Origin of the sequence: Paludisphaera rhizosphaerae (genome assembly GCF_011065895.1) — a bacterium.
Taxonomy (GTDB): Bacteria; Planctomycetota; Planctomycetia; order Isosphaerales; family Isosphaeraceae; genus Paludisphaera; species Paludisphaera rhizosphaerae.
The window spans coordinates 1-15,182 of the sequence record NZ_JAALCR010000003.1; the positions used below are offsets into that span (position 1 = coordinate 1).

Consider the following 15,182-nt stretch of genomic DNA (forward strand, 5'->3'; position numbering starts at 1 on the left):
GAGGGTTGCGGTCGGATCTCCGAGGATGACCGTGCTTTCTACGTCTTTCGCGGCCAGAGAGGCGTAGAGCAACGCGCCACGGGCGGTCGGCAGGTCGAGCAGCCTGCTTTTTTCGAATTCGTACGTCTCGCGCAGGCCGCCCAAGGGACGAAACCAGGCTTTCAGGGCGTGGCCGATCGGCTGGTGGAGGTAGAGATTGTCGTAGAGGGCCCGGACAAGCTCACCGGTCAATTGCTGACGAGTGAGGGGGTGCTGAAGGGTCCAGTCGAAGGTCGGCTCGACATGGCCGACGAACGCCCGGGCCGGTCGCTCCCCGCCGAGGAGCTTTCGGGGGAGCGGGGCGGAGACCGGGCCAAGGCGTGCCACCGCCTTCAGCACGGCTTTCGCCGACGACCCATCGGCGATCACTCCGTCGAACCGGTCCAGGCCGTCCCCCCCGGCCGAGCAGCAGGCGTGGGCGTACCAGATCGAGCCGTAGGGATCCCACCTCGCCAGCAGTTTCGCGAGGTCGAGCGCGCGGAGGTCTCGGTCGACCGGGATGCCCAGCGTGTCTCGCATCTCCTGCTGTTTGTCTTCCGCCGTAGGCGCCGTCCGACCGTGGCTGGTGGTGACCACCAAACCAGGGCGGACCTCTGCGAGTTTCTGGATGAGCGCACCGCCACCGGCGTCCGCTCCCGCGAGTAAGTCCGCCTTCATGTCGGCGTCGCTGCTGTACTTCTCGTAGAGCGGCCTCGCGATCGCCTCGCGCATGAGGTGGGTGATGTCGGTCACGGAATGATCGACTGCCCAGACGAGTGCGCGAGCACGGTCGGCCGACGGCTTGGCCTCGGAGCCAGCCCAACCGGCGATCAGCGCGTCAACGTAGCGACTGAGCCCTTCCTCGTCGAGGTCGAGGCGGCCGACCGCGTGTGTGGCGTTGAGGATGTACTGGAATTCCCAGGGGATTTGCTCAGGAGTTCCGCAGATCAGCAGGTAGTACGGGATCTCCCTATCCCCCAACCCGTACGTGGTGGCGGAGATCGCCTGCGGTTGGCTCCGGGAGCGAGAACGAAGCAAGCTGTAGCGATACTCCCAGGCTTTGTCGTAGCGAAAAACCGGCACGCTCCCTTGCTTGGCCTTGCGATCGGCGATCAGGCGTTTGATCGCCTCCGGCGCTCCGCCGAGATCTTCGGCGGCTCCGGGCGAGGCGTCAGACTGTTCCGGCAGAATCACGCCCCAGCCGACCCGGCTGTCGGTCCAGTTGCTGTAGTCGGCCGGCTGCGGCGGCGCGAGGTGCTGCCGATCCGCCACTGGATTCGTGACCATCCACCGTAGGGCCGTCCCGGCGAGCTTGCCGGAGGCGGCGGCGGCTTCCGCCTCGTCGACGTCAAACCAGCAGGCGTTCAGGCGGAGTTCGATCGGGTCTGAGGGGGAGGCGTCGGGCATGGACGAAACTCCAGCCGGTTAGGAAAGCAAAAGCGCCTTGAGCTCACGGATCCGGGCGTCGATCCGCGCGAGCTTCGAGGGTGGGGCGGTGGCCCCCAGGCTCGCGCGAAACTTGATCAGATAATCGAGCTCTTCCAACAACTCCTCGTCGTTCGGTACCGGCTGCAGCACGAACGCCTCTGGTCGGACGTAGATGACCGGCACGGTCCACTCGCGCAGGTCGGCTGGGTCGACTCGCAGGGTGTTCACCAACTCGCGCCGCGTCCCAACCAGGGCGCCTACCCATTCGACCTCTGAGAGAGACCCGTCCTGGACGGCCGCGATGATTTGAAGAATCTCCCGATAGAACGGCCGGCAAAACACGTGCGCGTTGGTAGGAGGGACTTTCTCACGCATCCCGACGACCGCAGGTACGAGATGCTTCTGCACCAGCGAGCGCGCCAGCGACGGAAGGCCGCGGGGCAGCGCGCTCTCACAGCAGTTGAGGACCAGCAGCCAGAGCGAGTCCAATAGCGCCGGTTGGGCGATCAGGTCGCCGATCACCACTGGGACGCTTTCGGGCCTGTCGATCAACTCATCGAGGGCCGTGGCGAACAGCAGAGTCGGACCGGCCTGCGACGTCCCCCCGCCCGCCGTGCCGTGGCAGAAGAAGTGAGCCAGATGAGGCTTGTCGCGTACCAGTACGTCGAAGAGCTGCTGCCGGCTGTCAAATCGCTCCGCGACGACCGGCGCGCCGTCTCGGGCCCACTCCGCGACCGCCGTCAGATCGTCGTCGTCCTTGGTGAGGACCGTTATCCGCCAATCGAGATGAGCGCGGGCCGGATCGAACGCGGCCCGCAGCTCCTCAAGCTGCGACCGGCCCGAGACCCCTTTCGCGGCGAGCACCACAAGGACCCGAAGCTGGGATTCGAGCGCCGCGCGGATGGTGGTGTCACCCCCCTCCATCCCCGTCATCCGGCCGACCGGCCAGCGCGAGTCGAGACCGAGGAAGGTGGGCGGGTTGCCGGCCCTCAGGGCCTCCCATGGGAGATCCTCGACGACCTCGTCGTTCATATGCACGAAGATCGGCTTCGCCGGATCTCCGGGGCTTGCGGTCAGGGCCGCGGCGATCACGGCTTTGTAATGCTCAAGATTGCGAAGACAATGATCCAGAGCGTCCCCCGCCTCACCGACCAGGCCAGCCCGGTTCATCCCTGGGTTGCTAAAGTCCTGGGCCCATGTCGCTGTTCGGTCGAGTGCGAATAGAGGGAGCCTGACCGGATCCAGACCCGCCGCCCCCCGGACCAATCGAAGGATGTGGCCCCCCTCCGCGGCCTCAATGCTCAGGACGATCCGATTCATTCCCCGCTCCCCTCCAATTTGCGAGTCTGTGATTCGGCTGGAGGGGAGGCTTCGTCCGCGGCCGGCGGAGCCGCTGTCTCGGCGGAGAGGCGGCCGGCGACGTCGTGGACGCTCTGGGTGATTTGCGGGGCGTCTTTGAGGAATTGCGTCACTTCGTCCCAGGCCGAGGCCAGCGCTCGTTCCGCGTTCGAGGAGTCTAATGAGGCGTCCAACGAAAAGGCGGCTTCGTGACCAGGCAGCCGAACCGTCGCCTTGATGACAGCGCCAAGTTTCCGCTGGGAATCGTCGAGCTGGATCTGTTTCTCCCGCAGCAGCCGGAGGTGGGGCGCCAGATCGGCCGGGTCGAGCCGCCCGGCGAGTCCAGGCTGCTGGGTCAGGTTGGCGACGATCCGCTCCGCGTTGCCGAGCTCGCCGGCCAGTTGCGAGACGCAACGCGACATCTCCGCAAGACGGCCGACGTCGTTAGGGGCCGGTCGGTCGACCAGCATCGGGGCCGTACTCTCGACGGCTTCCTCCAGGGCCTGCGCATAGCCCCGAACGGCCGCCTCCGCCTCGGTCATCGGATCGGTCGCCGGTTCCGACTCATCAATCAGACCTTCGATGAACTCCAACGCCTTCTGTCGGCCGCGCCCCGTTCCCTGCCCACGCCCTTTCTCCAGCTCGATCAGAGACCGTTGCTGGCCCAGAAACCGTTCAGTCGCCGCCACCCAGCGAACCCGACGTCTGCTGCTCGACGGCCCGCTCAATCCTGCCCCGCCGACAGTCGACGGCTGCAAGTAGGTCGTAATCGGCGCCATGGGCGGTAGGGACGGCTCGCACAGGTGACGATACATCTCTCGGACCGGATCCGGCCCGTCGTTGCCAAAGGAGTCGTGGACGAATGCAGGCCCCGGCAGCCGGCGGGCCAGCCCGTCCGCGAGGAGACGAAGCCCTTCCGGGGAGTAGTTGTCGCGAGGCGATGCGAAGCCGACCGCCCACGCCCCCAGCCGAGTCAGGAACCCAGCGATCTGTTCAGGGCCGACGAACCGGGCGATGGCTCGATCCCGATTGCGGGTCGGAGACTCGGCCAGCGCCACTGCTCCAAGGCCGAGCGATTCATACCCGTGGGCTACGAAATGGACGACGCTGACCGGTTCGCCGGGCGGCAACCGGTCGCCGATCCACCTCAGCCAGGGGTTCTGTGTCTCCGGACCATCGACCACCCGCATCCTCGCCTCTGGCGTGTCGTACGCCGTCGAGGGTGGTTCGTAGACCGTCAACGACCGGCCCGGGGCCAGGCCCTCAATCCGACCGCTCAGTTGCGAGAACATCGCGGCGTCGGCGAACACATGGATCGCGACGTCAGGCGCTGGCGCTCGGGCGATCTCGGCGACCAGCCTACTGATCGAATCGACTACGTCGAAATTCGCCTTGGCCACGGGCGCGCTAGCACAGACGACCACGCTCAGCGGATTCGGCTCTGGAATGGGGGCTGGAGGCAGATAGGCCTCACGCAGAACTGGGCGGCCGAGTTCCGGCTGGATCACCGCCTCCCAGGAATGTCCCGGCAACAGCCCCGCCGGGCTGACGAATGCAATCCAGAGCGGCTCGTGGTCCGGCATCTCAGCCGCGGCGAGCAGGTCGCGCACGTTACCGAGAATCCCACGGCGCAACGGCGAGGCATTCCCTGGACGGAGGAGTGCCGGCAAGTCCTTGACCTTGACTCCGAGTTCGAGACGCTTCTGGCCGCCGATTACAAGTCGAAACTGAGCCGCCTCGTCGGGGGTTCCGACGCCGACGAGGCGGATTTCCAGGCGGGCATGGGGAATCGAGTCGGACATGTCGACTTGGCTCCGAGGACGCCAGGGCACGGCGGAACGATCAGGAGAGTCGATCAGAGCACCCGCTCTGTCTCGACCATCATAGCCTGGCCGCTGATGATCCGCTCCACGATCACCCCCAGCCGGTGCCACGCCTTGACCAGGCCGTCCGGCCCGAGGTCGCCGCTGATGCCCCGGTCCCAGTCAAGCGGCGGGCCGGCCGGCGCGGCTTCTGGCAGGACGTGATCCGGGCGCTGGGCCGGCCACCAGGCCAGGCCGTTGCCGCCACCGCCGTGGGGTTCCCATCGGCAGGCGTAGAAGTCGGCCTGCCATGGCAACGCGTTCCCCTGGGTGATCTGGCCCGGCTTGACAACCGCCGCATCGATGCGGAACGGAGCGGCGTACGTCGCCGGATCCTTCATGATGCGACCAGCCTCGATACCCGGGAAGAACGCCCCTCCTGAACAAGCCCGGAGCACCGTTCTTGTGAGTCCTTCTGGTCCCGGATCGTCCGGCGGCGGGCTCGTGAGGTCATCTGTGTAGGTCCCGTCGGCCCAGGCCGCCAGGTACCCGTACTGCACCCGCGTCAGCGGGAGGACCTGCTGGGAGTTCGTCTCGTCGTGCAGCCGAGGCATCCACAAGCCCGCGTTTGGTTCCGCCGGGTCCGGAATTGGACTGACTCGTGGATCGCGGAGTCGGTTCAGCACGTCGGCGGCGATCGCCGGACCGGTCGCCGGGTTCGCCAGAAGGGCCCAGTTCCGGGCGAAGTGACCGGGGCGGTTCCCCGAGTGGCCCTGACGAGCCCGACGGTTGACCCACTGGTAGCCGACGGCACGGGCCAGGATCGGCTGAATGTCCCTCGTGAACGACGGCGAGGCTGGGGCGGCCAACTCCCCTTTGTCCACAGCGACCTGAAACGCCACATCCTCAAGAGTCACCAGGTTGAAGACGCCGGGAGCGAAGTCCGGCGGGCCGACGATGACCCACGCCCCAACCGCGTCGATCGACTCCCCTCCGGCAACAGGTTCCACCTTCGCCTGGACGAAGCCGTCGGAAGTGTCGTCGAACCATCCATCGCTGTCGGCGAATCCCTGGATCGGTCGGGCGGGGTTGGGCTGAGCGGGGACCGAGTCGGACGTCCCGGTCCCGCCGACGACGATCAACCTCCCGTCCTCATCTGTGTGAGCCGCCCCAAGCGGGACCGAAACCCCCTGGAATTTCCCGCCGTCGAAGGTCTGAACCGGCTGGCTCGTCCCGACGAACGTCCGCGGCCCCGGATCGATGATGAGGGCCGCGTTCGCCGCGTCGTCGTTCGGCGTGGCGCTGTTTCGAAATCCGGGCGCGGCGAACCGCTTGGCCGCCCCCTTTCGATTGACCACATGGACGGTCCAGGTGATCTTCGCGTCCGCCGGTTTGACCTCCTCGAAGCCGATCAGCGCCCCAGCGTCGTTGCGCTCGCACTTGTACACACGGAAGCGGGCCGCCTGTCGCAGCAGTGCGCCCGCGTCGTCGCGGTATTGAGACGGCGGAGCCTCGCCAGGCTCGGGCCCAAGGAAAAAGGAATCGCTCGTACCAACCCGGGCGACCCCGATGGCCGGGTGGATCTCGAAGGTCGTGGGCATGCGCGGTCTCCCCAAAGTCTAGGTGTCGGTTCGTTGCAACCGTGGTCAATTCGGCTTCGCGGCCTGGAGGTTGTCTCGGACCATCGTGACGGACGTAACGACGCCGCCGAACCCGGGATCGCCCGTCGGCGTGGCCGCGTACTTCGCGGCTAGCGTCGTCGCGTCGTCGATCTCCTGGGTGAGCTTCTCGATGATGACCGCCCAGGCCACCTTCGGGATTGCGGAGAGCCGGTACTGCCCGTAGAACTCGAAACTCGGCCCCGCCGTTTCGCCGTCATCCTCTCCCTCGATGGCTGGCAGCCCGGTCAGCAGCAAGGCCAACGGCTTGATCACGAACTTCATCAGGTCGATCAGGGCGCCGTTCAACACTTCCCGCTGCTCGGCCGACTCGCCCCCGAAGGCGAAGTACTGCTGGAAGACCAGAATCATGGAGGTGTAAAGACAGTTGAACAGCTCGACGGCGGCCCGTGTGTCGAGGTTCGTAATGAGGTTTCCGCCTGTAACCCCTCGGTGGGTGCGGGTCAACGGATTCTTCAATACCTTTCGAGCCGGGTCGAAACTCGGATTGGCGGCCACCTCGGCTCTCAATTCACTCAGAACGCCGAAGAAGACGTGATAGTGGGAGTACTCCGTGGGATCCTCGTAGGCCTCCCCCTCGGCCATGAGAGAGGTCAGGGCTGCAACCGCCTGGTCCCGGTTGTCCGCCCGATCGGGGTGGACTGGCCCACCGATCAGGTCGACGTCCTGGGACGCGGTGTTGAGGAACAGTTGGGCCTCGGGCAGAGTCTGGAACGCCTCAATGATCTCCGCGTACAATTCTCCCACGTGCTTGTAAGAGATCTCCTCGGGAGCCAGGGCGGCCTCCGGCCCCGGAGCCTTCTCGTTCTGCTCGAATCGGACGAACCGGGAGAGCGAGTCGTCTCCGAATCGCTCCAACTCGAACGGGATGTCGGGCGGATAGAACTTGGGCGGTTGCGGGAAGTTCGGGCGTTGGAAGTGTGGGGCGCCGCCGATCGCCGAGAGCAGGTTCGTGACCGTCGCCAGGTGCTCCATCTCCTCCTTGGCGATGCGGACGATCTTAAGACGCCACTGGTTGAGCTTGGCCTTCTGAGAGGCCGTCAGCGTGGGATCGTTCGGAGGCTTCATGGAGTAGACCGCGAACAGGTACTGGCAAGCCAGCCCGTGTTCGAGTTCGGACGCCTCCGTCAGCGCCATCAGCAATTCTTCTCGAGTCTTGATCATCGGCGGACTCCATCAGAGGCCGGTCAAGGGGCCGAGTCGATCCGCACGACGCGGCCGTCCAAGGTCAGCAGGTAGAGCTCGCCCACCGCATCCTCGCCGAACGAGGAGATGCCGGAGATCGTGCCGCCCGGCAGGATCTCGTCGGTCCGTTCGGTGTGCTCAGCGACAGTCGCGCCGTCGAACTTCAGCGACCAGATCGGGCCGGTCGTGTCGGCGAAGAAATAGGTTCCCTCCAGTCCCGAGATCGCCTCCCCGCGATACACATATCCGCCGATGATCGCCACGCCGTCGTTGTGAGTGTATTCGAAGAAGGGGTCGACTGCGTCGGACGGGACCGGGTCGCCGACGCCGGGAGTCCGCTTCGTGCCCTCTTTCGGACGCCAGCCGTAGTTGACGCCGCCTGCCGCTCCGGCCTTCTGGAAGTTCAGTTCCTCCCGCTGGTCCTGCCCGACGTCGCCGATGTAGAGATCGCCGGTCTTACGGTCGAAACTGTTCCGCCAGGGATTCCGAAGCCCGTAGGCCCAGATCTCGCCCCGGGCGCCGGCGGTGTTCACGAAAGGGTTGCTCGTGGGAATGGCGTAGTTTCGATCGGAGTCGCCGGGAAAGTCATCGCCGTTGACGTCGAGACGGAGCATCTTCCCTAGCAATTCCCCCTTGTTCTGGGCCCGGTTGCCCGGGTCGTTCCCGGAACCTCCATCCCCCAACGCCGCGTAGAGGAAGCCGTCTGGGCCGAACCCCAGCCACCCGCCGTTATGGTTCGGAAACGGCTGGGGGGAGCCAAGGAGCGGGAGAATGCTCGCAGGGTCAGCCACGTCCGGGTCGGACGACACCGTGTAGCGGCGGAGACTCGTCGCCCCGCCGACTACAGTGCAATTCACATAGAAGAATCCGTTCGTAGCATAGTCAGGGTGGAACGCCAGGCCGAGCAGCCCGCGTTCACCGCCGCCGCTCAGCCCCGCGATGGTCAGGAACGGCCGATCGACGACCTTGCCCGTGCTCCGACGGATAATTCGAATGCTCCCGGTCTGTTCGACTACGAACAGGCGGTCTTCGTCCCCGGGCGGGGCGGTCAGGAAAACCGGACGCGACAGCGTCGTTGTGATCTCCGTCCCGATGAGTTTGGGCATGACGCCACCTCGTCGCTTGAATAAGGACGCATGCTGCGGAGATTTTGTTACAGCGCCTCTCGACCCAGACAGAGGAGCGAGCGTAGGTTCTAACAAGGCTGGAAACCGACAGGCAACAAAATAACTAGATTGACGACTAGATTTACCGAAACGGGCGGGCGCTTGCTGGTAAAGTTAATATCTATTAGTACAAAAACGCGCCTCCACTCGTCGCAAAGCCCTCCAGAAAGCGAGCTTCATGCCAAACCAGTCGAGCGGAGAATGCTCTGATGACGACCAATCCGGTTACGGGATTCGGCTGGACGTTGGATCGGTTTACGACGCCGTGGTGTTCGGCGGAGGTCCGGCGGGCGCCGCCGCGGCGCTCGAGCTAACCCGCCGAGGTGCGACGGTAATCCTTCTAGAGCGGTCTCGCTACGACCTTCGCCGGGTCGGTGAGACCCTCTCTCCAGAGGCGGCGGGATGGCTCGTACGACTCGGTCTGGGGAACGCCGTCCCCGCCCGCCACGGCCTGCCCTCGCCCGGGGTGGTCGCCGCTTGGGACTCGGACGAACCGGTCGAGACTGATTTCCTCTTTGCGGCTCGCGGGCATGGCTGGCACGTGGATCGGACCCGTTTCGACGCCGATCTCGTCGATGCCGCAGAGGCCGCAGGGGCTCAGGTGTTTCGGGGAGCCCGGCCCCGTGACTTCCGTCGAGCAGGGCATGGTTGGCGTGTGAACGTCGAGATCGGGGGCCGCGGAGTCGAACTCTCCGCCCGATGGCTGCTCGACGCCACAGGCCGCGCCGGGTGGCTCACGCGACGACTGGGTGTAAAACCGGACCTGACCGACCCATTGATCGCCGTTGTCGCCCGGTTCGACCATGCAATAGGTCCCGATCGGCGTCTCCTCGTCGAGGCCGTCCTCGGCGGTTGGTGGTATCTCGCCCCGCTGCCCGACGCGCGAGGAGTGGCGGTCTTCCTCACGGACGCGGACCTGCTCCGGCCCGAGGGCGCGGTAAGCGCCTGGAAGCGCGGACTGTCAGCATCTCGGCTGATCCACGAGCGGTTGGGAGAAGGTCGCCCTGCCGAAGTTCGCGTCGTGGCCGCCGGAACTCGCTGGACCGGAACCGTGGCCGGCCCCGGCTGGCTGGCGATCGGGGACTCGACCTTGGCCCATGACCCGCTGACCGGCTCTGGCGTTGGCCAGGCCCTTGCCGCTGGTTGGGAAGGTGCCGCGGCCGTTGCCTCGACCGACGACGGCGACGCCGATGCCATCCCCGAGTATCAGCGGTCGGCCGAAGCGAAGTTCGGCGAGTACATCCGACAGTGCCGAGCGATGTACCGACGGGCTGCTCGTTGGCCGACCGATCCATTTTGGAGTCGACGGCTCGCGGCCGGAGATCATTCGGTGTAGGACTCCATCATGCGTCGTCCAGCCGATTCGCCGCCCAGCGTGGACCTGCGACGGGAGTCGCCGCCGATTCGGTGGATTCGCCCTCGTGAACTGGGTAAGTCCTGGACCGGTCCTTCCATTCTTGCTCGTCGATTTCACGGCGGGAGGTCGACGAACTAGCAATTCCGGCAGGTTCGGTCAGCCCCGGATCGAGCATCTCCGAACCACCCAATCGCTCGATCAGAAATACTGATCGTGCGCCATCCTATGATTTAGAGGGCGCACTTTGACAATTCGGTTTCGGTGTTGGATTACGCGAGGGCTCTTGCCTCGGTTTGCGGCATCGGATCGAACGAAGCCGCCGAGCGCGGCCGAAATCCAGATATAAAACGTTGTAATATAGCAATTTGCGTCGACCGACCTCAGCCGTTGACGCCTGCGAGGGAACCCAATCGGACCCAAACCGCAGAACGATTCGGCGGGCGGTCGGCCACCAAAGTCGACGGCGGGTCGGACCGCATCGACGCGGCTGCTAGGGACGCCAGGGCGACTGGTAAGGATCGAGCGCGTGGGAAGCTCCGAACCGGGGAACGGCTTCAACGACGGCAGGCTCGAAATCTGGCCGAACGAACCCAACGGAATGGCCGTCAACCGATTATGCAACAAGGTTTTAAGGAATTCGCACGGGGCACGCTTTCGACGAACGAAGCCGCCGTCGGCGGACGGCGTCGGCGTGGCTTGGGGATGTGGGATCAGCATTGACCGGAAGGAGAGCGGGCGGCATGATCCCGGTGCCGGGGGCGGTGCGCCGGGCCCTGGAATCGCGGTCGCCGGCCGCCTTCCGAAATCTAGGCGCAAACCGGGGTCGAGGGAGTGGCCCGATTATGCCGATCGCTCACGTCGTCCTGGCGGCCGCTGCGCTGGTGGGATGGTCGGACATCACGATCCAGGCTTCGCGCGGCGATCGCGGGTTCTCCGCCTCGCACCCCTACGTCGTCGCCATCGACCGGCCCAGCCCCCGGACGCTGGAGACTCTCAAGCGATACGACCTGGAAAGGCGGTATCGCAAGGATCCCGAGCACACGCTGCTGAGCCTGGAGAAGTTCGCCCGAGCCCAGCCCAGCGCCGAGCTGGTCTACGCCCTGGCCGAGCTTTCCTGGATCGACGCCGGCCGCAACGAGCGCTGGCACAAGGCGGTCGCGATGGGCCGCTACCTGGACGCCGTCGCCTACGCTCACGACTACCTGTTCGACCCGGAGCTGGCCAACGGCCGAGGGCCCACCGATCCCCGCTATCGGCTCGCCTGCGAGCTATACAATGCGGCTCTCGAACGGGTCATCCGCTCCGCCCAGGAATCGGGGCCGATCACCCCCCAGGGGAACATCAAGCTCAAGGTCGGAGAGAAGGACCAGGAGCTGAACGTCGTCGTTCGCAGCACCTCGTGGAAACCGACCGACGTCCACAAGCTGCTGCCTTGCAGCGACTTCGAGATCTACGGCCTGGCCACCAGTCGGAACCAGTACGGCCTGGGCGTCCCGCTGGTCGCCGTCCGCGAGAGCGACCCCAAGGCGACCGAGAAGGCCCCCGGCGAGAAATTCTACCCTCCCGAGATGGCCTTCCCCCTGACCGCCTTCATCGCACCCAACTCAAGGCTCCGCGACCCGACCGAGGACGTCAACCAGACCCGCCAGTGCACGCTCCAACTGGTCGACCCGATCGCTTACCAGTTCGCGACCGAGCAGATCGCCTTCGAGACCGACCTGACCACTCCCCTGGCCTACATGTGGTCTCGGACAGACCTGGAGAAGTTCCGCTGGTCCGGCCTGATGCGTCCCGAGGCCGCCCTGGAGCGGGCCAACCTTCTGCTCATCCGCCCCTACGAGCCCGGCAAGATCCCGGTCGTGATGGTCCACGGCCTGATCAGCAGCCCCCTGGCCTGGATCCCGATGCTCGACGAGCTCCAGCGCGACCCGGCCATCCGCGAGCGCTACCAGTTCCTGCTGTTCATGTACCCGACCGGCGTTCCCCTGCCGATCGCCGCCGCCACCCTGCGAGACTCGCTCACCCAGGCCAAGGCCCTGTACAACCCCGACGGTCGCGACCCGGCCTTCGACCACATGGTCCTGCTCGGCCACTCCATGGGAGGTCTCCTCAGTCACTGCATGACGGTCTCCAGCGGCGATGAACTCTGGCAGCTCAACTCGGACCAGTCGTTCGACGACATCCTCGGCCCGCCCGACGTCCTGGCCCAGCTCAGGCGGCTGCTGTTCTTCGAGCCCGAACCGTTCGTGAAGCGGGTCGTCTTCCTGGCAACGCCGCACCGGGGGTCGGACCTGGGCAAGAACCTCATCGGCCGGGTGAGTACCAGCTTCATCTCCGACCCCGACTACATCCACAAGCTCCTGAGCCAACTGGTGAAGGACAACCCCGACGCCTTCAACCGCAAGTTCCGCCGATTCCCGACCAGCATCGAAACGCTGGCGACCGACTCCCCGATCCTCACGGCGATCCTCGACATGAAGCCCGCGACCGACGTCGCCTACCACTCGATCATCGGCTCGATCCGCCCCGACGACCGTCGCCAGACCACCGACGGCGTCGTGCCGTATCGCAGCTCGCATCTGGACGGGGTCGCCTCCGAGAAGATCGTCCGGTCCGACCATGGCGTCCAGAAAGACCCCCTGGCCATCCGCGAGGTCCGCCGGATCCTCCATGAGCACCTCGGCCTGAAGAGCCCGAACCCACGCGACGACGCCCCGATCGCCGCCGCCGGAGAGGACCCCGGCCTCCCCGCCATCCCCGCAAACGAGGTGAGCACCCCGCGATAATCGCCGTCGACCTCCGAAGTCACTCCCGAGGAAATCGGCTTTCGACAGAGAATTTACTGGACATAACGCCACTCAACGCCGATATTCCCACTCGCATCTCCTGATCACGCGAACACGTTCAACGAGGAGGGAGCATGAGGACGTCGTTACGACTCGTCGCCGCAGGGATCCTGGCTTCGGCCGCAGGTTCGGCTTTTGCCCAGGAGGCCACGAAGCCGACCCCCGAGCACCTGGCAATGGCCAAGGCGGCCGGCGTCTGGGACGCGGAAGTCAAGATCTGGATGCAAGGCCCCGCCGCGCCGCCAGACGTCTCGAACGGGACCGAAGAGGTCACGCTCCTTCCGGGCGGCCTCTGGATGACCAGCAAATACGAAGGGAAGATGGGCGATCTCCCCTTCAGCGGCCGTGGGATTACGGGCTACGACCCCGTGAAGAAGAAGTTCGTCGAGGTCTGGGTCGACTCGACGGACCCGCACATGTTGATCCTCGAAGGCGATTACGACAAGGAGTCGAAGAGCCTCACCAGTTACGGCAAGGCGACCGAGCCCCGCTCCGGCAAGCCGTACGACGTCAAGACGGTCACCACGCACAAGGGGGACGACGAACGGGGATTCGTCTTCTACATGAAGAACGACGAGACCCAGGGCGAGTACTACAAGCTGCTGGAGATGACCTATAAGCGCCGGAGCAAGTGATCCGGCGGGCGATTGACCGCGCCGGCCCTTCTGATAGAGTAGAGCCTGCATCTTGCGCGCCGAACGGGCCTACGGGTCCGTTCGCGTCCCGGTCGTCCGGGAGGCCGGCCGACGGCTCGACCGGACCGCAGTCGCTGGTTGGACAGACCTGGAAAGGCCGCGCGGAGTGTCTGGAGAGCAGTTGATCGGAGCCCTGGTCGGGCTGGTCCTGGGGGCCTTCGGGACCTGGGCGGCCACCCACTTTTCCGGTCGGCTCCGCGCGTCCACCGGTCGCGGCCTGGTCGACCGAATGCTTGAGGAGGCCCGCGGCCAGGCCGAAGGCATGCGCCGGCAGGCGGAACTCGCCGCCCGCGAGGAGACCCTCCAGCGCCGGCAGGTTCTGGAAGCCGAGGTCGACGAGTCGCGAAAGGCCCTCCGAGACCACGAACGCCGCCTTGAAAAGCGTGGCGACCTGCTCGATCAGCAGCTCGAATTGCTGAGCAAGAAGGAGCGCGACCTCGACGAGGTCGGCCGCGCTCAGACCGAGAAAGAGGCTCAGATCGCCGCGGGCCGTCGCGAGGTCGCGCGACTGGAGGAGCGTCGACTCGAGGAACTCCAGCGCGTCGGCGGGCTCTCGGTCGAAGAAGCCCGGCGACTTCTGATGACGCGTCTCGAGGATGAACTCAAAGCCGAGGCCGGCGAGCGCATCCTGCGTCACGAGGCCCACGTCCGGGAAGGCTGCCGCGACCGGGCCGTGGAGGTCCTGGCGGTCGCCATCCAGCGGTTCGCCGCCGCCCATACGGCCGAGGTCACCGTCAGCACGGTCGACATCCCCAACGACGAGATGAAGGGCCGGATCATCGGTCGCGAAGGCCGCAACATCCGGGCCTTCGAGAAGGCCACCGGGGTCGACGTGGTGGTGGACGACACGCCGGGCGTCGTGATCGTCACCGGCTTCGACAGCGTCCGCCGCGAGGTCGCCAAGCTCGCTCTGGAGCGACTCATCCAGGACGGCCGCATCCACCCCTCGCGGATCGAGGAGATCGTCCGGGACACCCAGGACGAACTCGACCAGCACATCCTCAAGGTCGGCCGCGACGCGGCCCGAGAGGCCGACGTGGTCGGCCTGCATGAGAAGGTCCTCGACTACCTGGGCAAGCTCAAGTTCCGCACCAGCTATTCCCAGAACGTGCTGCGGCACTCGATCGAGGTCGCCTTCCTGACCGGGATGATGGCCGAGGAGATCGGTCTCGACGGCGCCCTCGGCCGTCGCTGCGGCCTGCTGCACGACATCGGCAAGGCGGCCGACCACGAGATGGAGGGGGGCCACCCGAGCGTCGGCGCCGAGTTGCTCCGTCGCTACGGCGAAGGGAAAGAGGTCGTCCACGCCGCGCTCGGCCACCACGACGACCTTCGCCTGGACGCGCCTTACACGGTCCTCGTCGCCGCCGCCGACGCCATCAGCGCCAGCCGCCCCGGGGCCCGTCGCGAGACCCTGGAGAAGTACGTCCGAAGGTTGGAGGAGTTGGAGTCGCTGGCCCTGGGATTCCCGGGAGTCGAGCAGGCTTACGCGATCCAGGCGGGCCGAGAGGTCCGCGTCATCGTGGACAGTCAGCAACTCGACGACGCCTCGTCGGCCGCCCTCTGCCGGGACATTGCCAAGGCCATCCAGGCCCAGCTCACCTACCCGGGCGAGGTCAAGGTGACCGTCCTCCGCGAAAGCCGCAGCGTCGAATACGCCCGATGATC

The 15,182-nt window shown here is 66.0% G+C and carries 10 protein-coding genes; 4 read left to right on the top strand and 6 right to left on the bottom strand.

The window, feature by feature from the left end; translation table 11 throughout:
• The 6 genes from G5C50_RS04695 to G5C50_RS04720 form a co-directional block, all read right to left on the bottom strand.
• On the bottom strand, positions 1-1,425 hold a 1,425-nt coding region (locus tag G5C50_RS04695; RefSeq protein ID WP_165065745.1), incomplete at its 3' end, for a hypothetical protein.
• Between the two features lie 18 nt (positions 1,426-1,443).
• On the bottom strand, positions 1,444-2,766 hold the full coding sequence (locus G5C50_RS04700) for a CHAT domain-containing protein (protein ID WP_165065749.1): 1,323 nt from the start codon (positions 2,764-2,766) through the stop codon (positions 1,444-1,446).
• Positions 2,763-4,586 carry a hypothetical protein gene (locus tag G5C50_RS04705; protein WP_165065752.1) on the bottom strand — a complete coding sequence of 608 codons (1,824 nt, stop codon included), beginning with the start codon at positions 4,584-4,586 and terminating at the stop codon, positions 2,763-2,765. The genes G5C50_RS04700 and G5C50_RS04705 overlap by 4 nt, the downstream gene beginning before the upstream one ends.
• 53 nt (positions 4,587-4,639) lie before the next feature.
• On the bottom strand, positions 4,640-6,187 hold the full coding sequence (locus G5C50_RS04710) for a LodA/GoxA family CTQ-dependent oxidase (RefSeq protein WP_165065755.1): 1,548 nt from the start codon (positions 6,185-6,187) through the stop codon (positions 4,640-4,642).
• Positions 6,188-6,232: 45 nt separating this feature from the next.
• Positions 6,233-7,429, bottom strand: coding sequence for a ferritin-like domain-containing protein (locus G5C50_RS04715; RefSeq protein WP_165065758.1), 1,197 nt, complete (start codon positions 7,427-7,429; stop codon positions 6,233-6,235).
• Positions 7,430-7,452: 23 nt separating this feature from the next.
• Positions 7,453-8,556 (bottom strand): PQQ-dependent sugar dehydrogenase, encoded by a 1,104-nt coding sequence (locus G5C50_RS04720; RefSeq protein WP_165065761.1) that lies wholly within the window; start codon positions 8,554-8,556, stop codon positions 7,453-7,455.
• 238 nt (positions 8,557-8,794) lie between these two features.
• Between G5C50_RS04720 and G5C50_RS04725 the strand changes: the two genes are divergently transcribed.
• From G5C50_RS04725 to rny, 4 genes are all read left to right on the top strand, one after another.
• A complete protein-coding gene (locus G5C50_RS04725) occupies positions 8,795-9,952 on the top strand; it encodes an FAD-dependent monooxygenase (protein WP_165065764.1) in 1,158 nt (385 codons plus the stop codon).
• Positions 9,953-10,815: 863 nt separating this feature from the next.
• Complete coding sequence (locus G5C50_RS04730) at positions 10,816-12,759, top strand: esterase/lipase family protein (protein ID WP_165065767.1); 1,944 nt, start codon at positions 10,816-10,818, stop codon at positions 12,757-12,759.
• A 134-nt stretch (positions 12,760-12,893) separates the two neighbouring features.
• Positions 12,894-13,454 carry a DUF1579 domain-containing protein gene (locus tag G5C50_RS04735; RefSeq protein ID WP_165065770.1) on the top strand — a complete coding sequence of 187 codons (561 nt, stop codon included), beginning with the start codon at positions 12,894-12,896 and terminating at the stop codon, positions 13,452-13,454.
• Between the two features lie 166 nt (positions 13,455-13,620).
• On the top strand, positions 13,621-15,180 hold the full coding sequence (rny, locus tag G5C50_RS04740) for a ribonuclease Y (RefSeq protein ID WP_407673487.1): 1,560 nt from the start codon (positions 13,621-13,623) through the stop codon (positions 15,178-15,180).
• Positions 15,181-15,182: the final 2 nt, after the last annotated feature.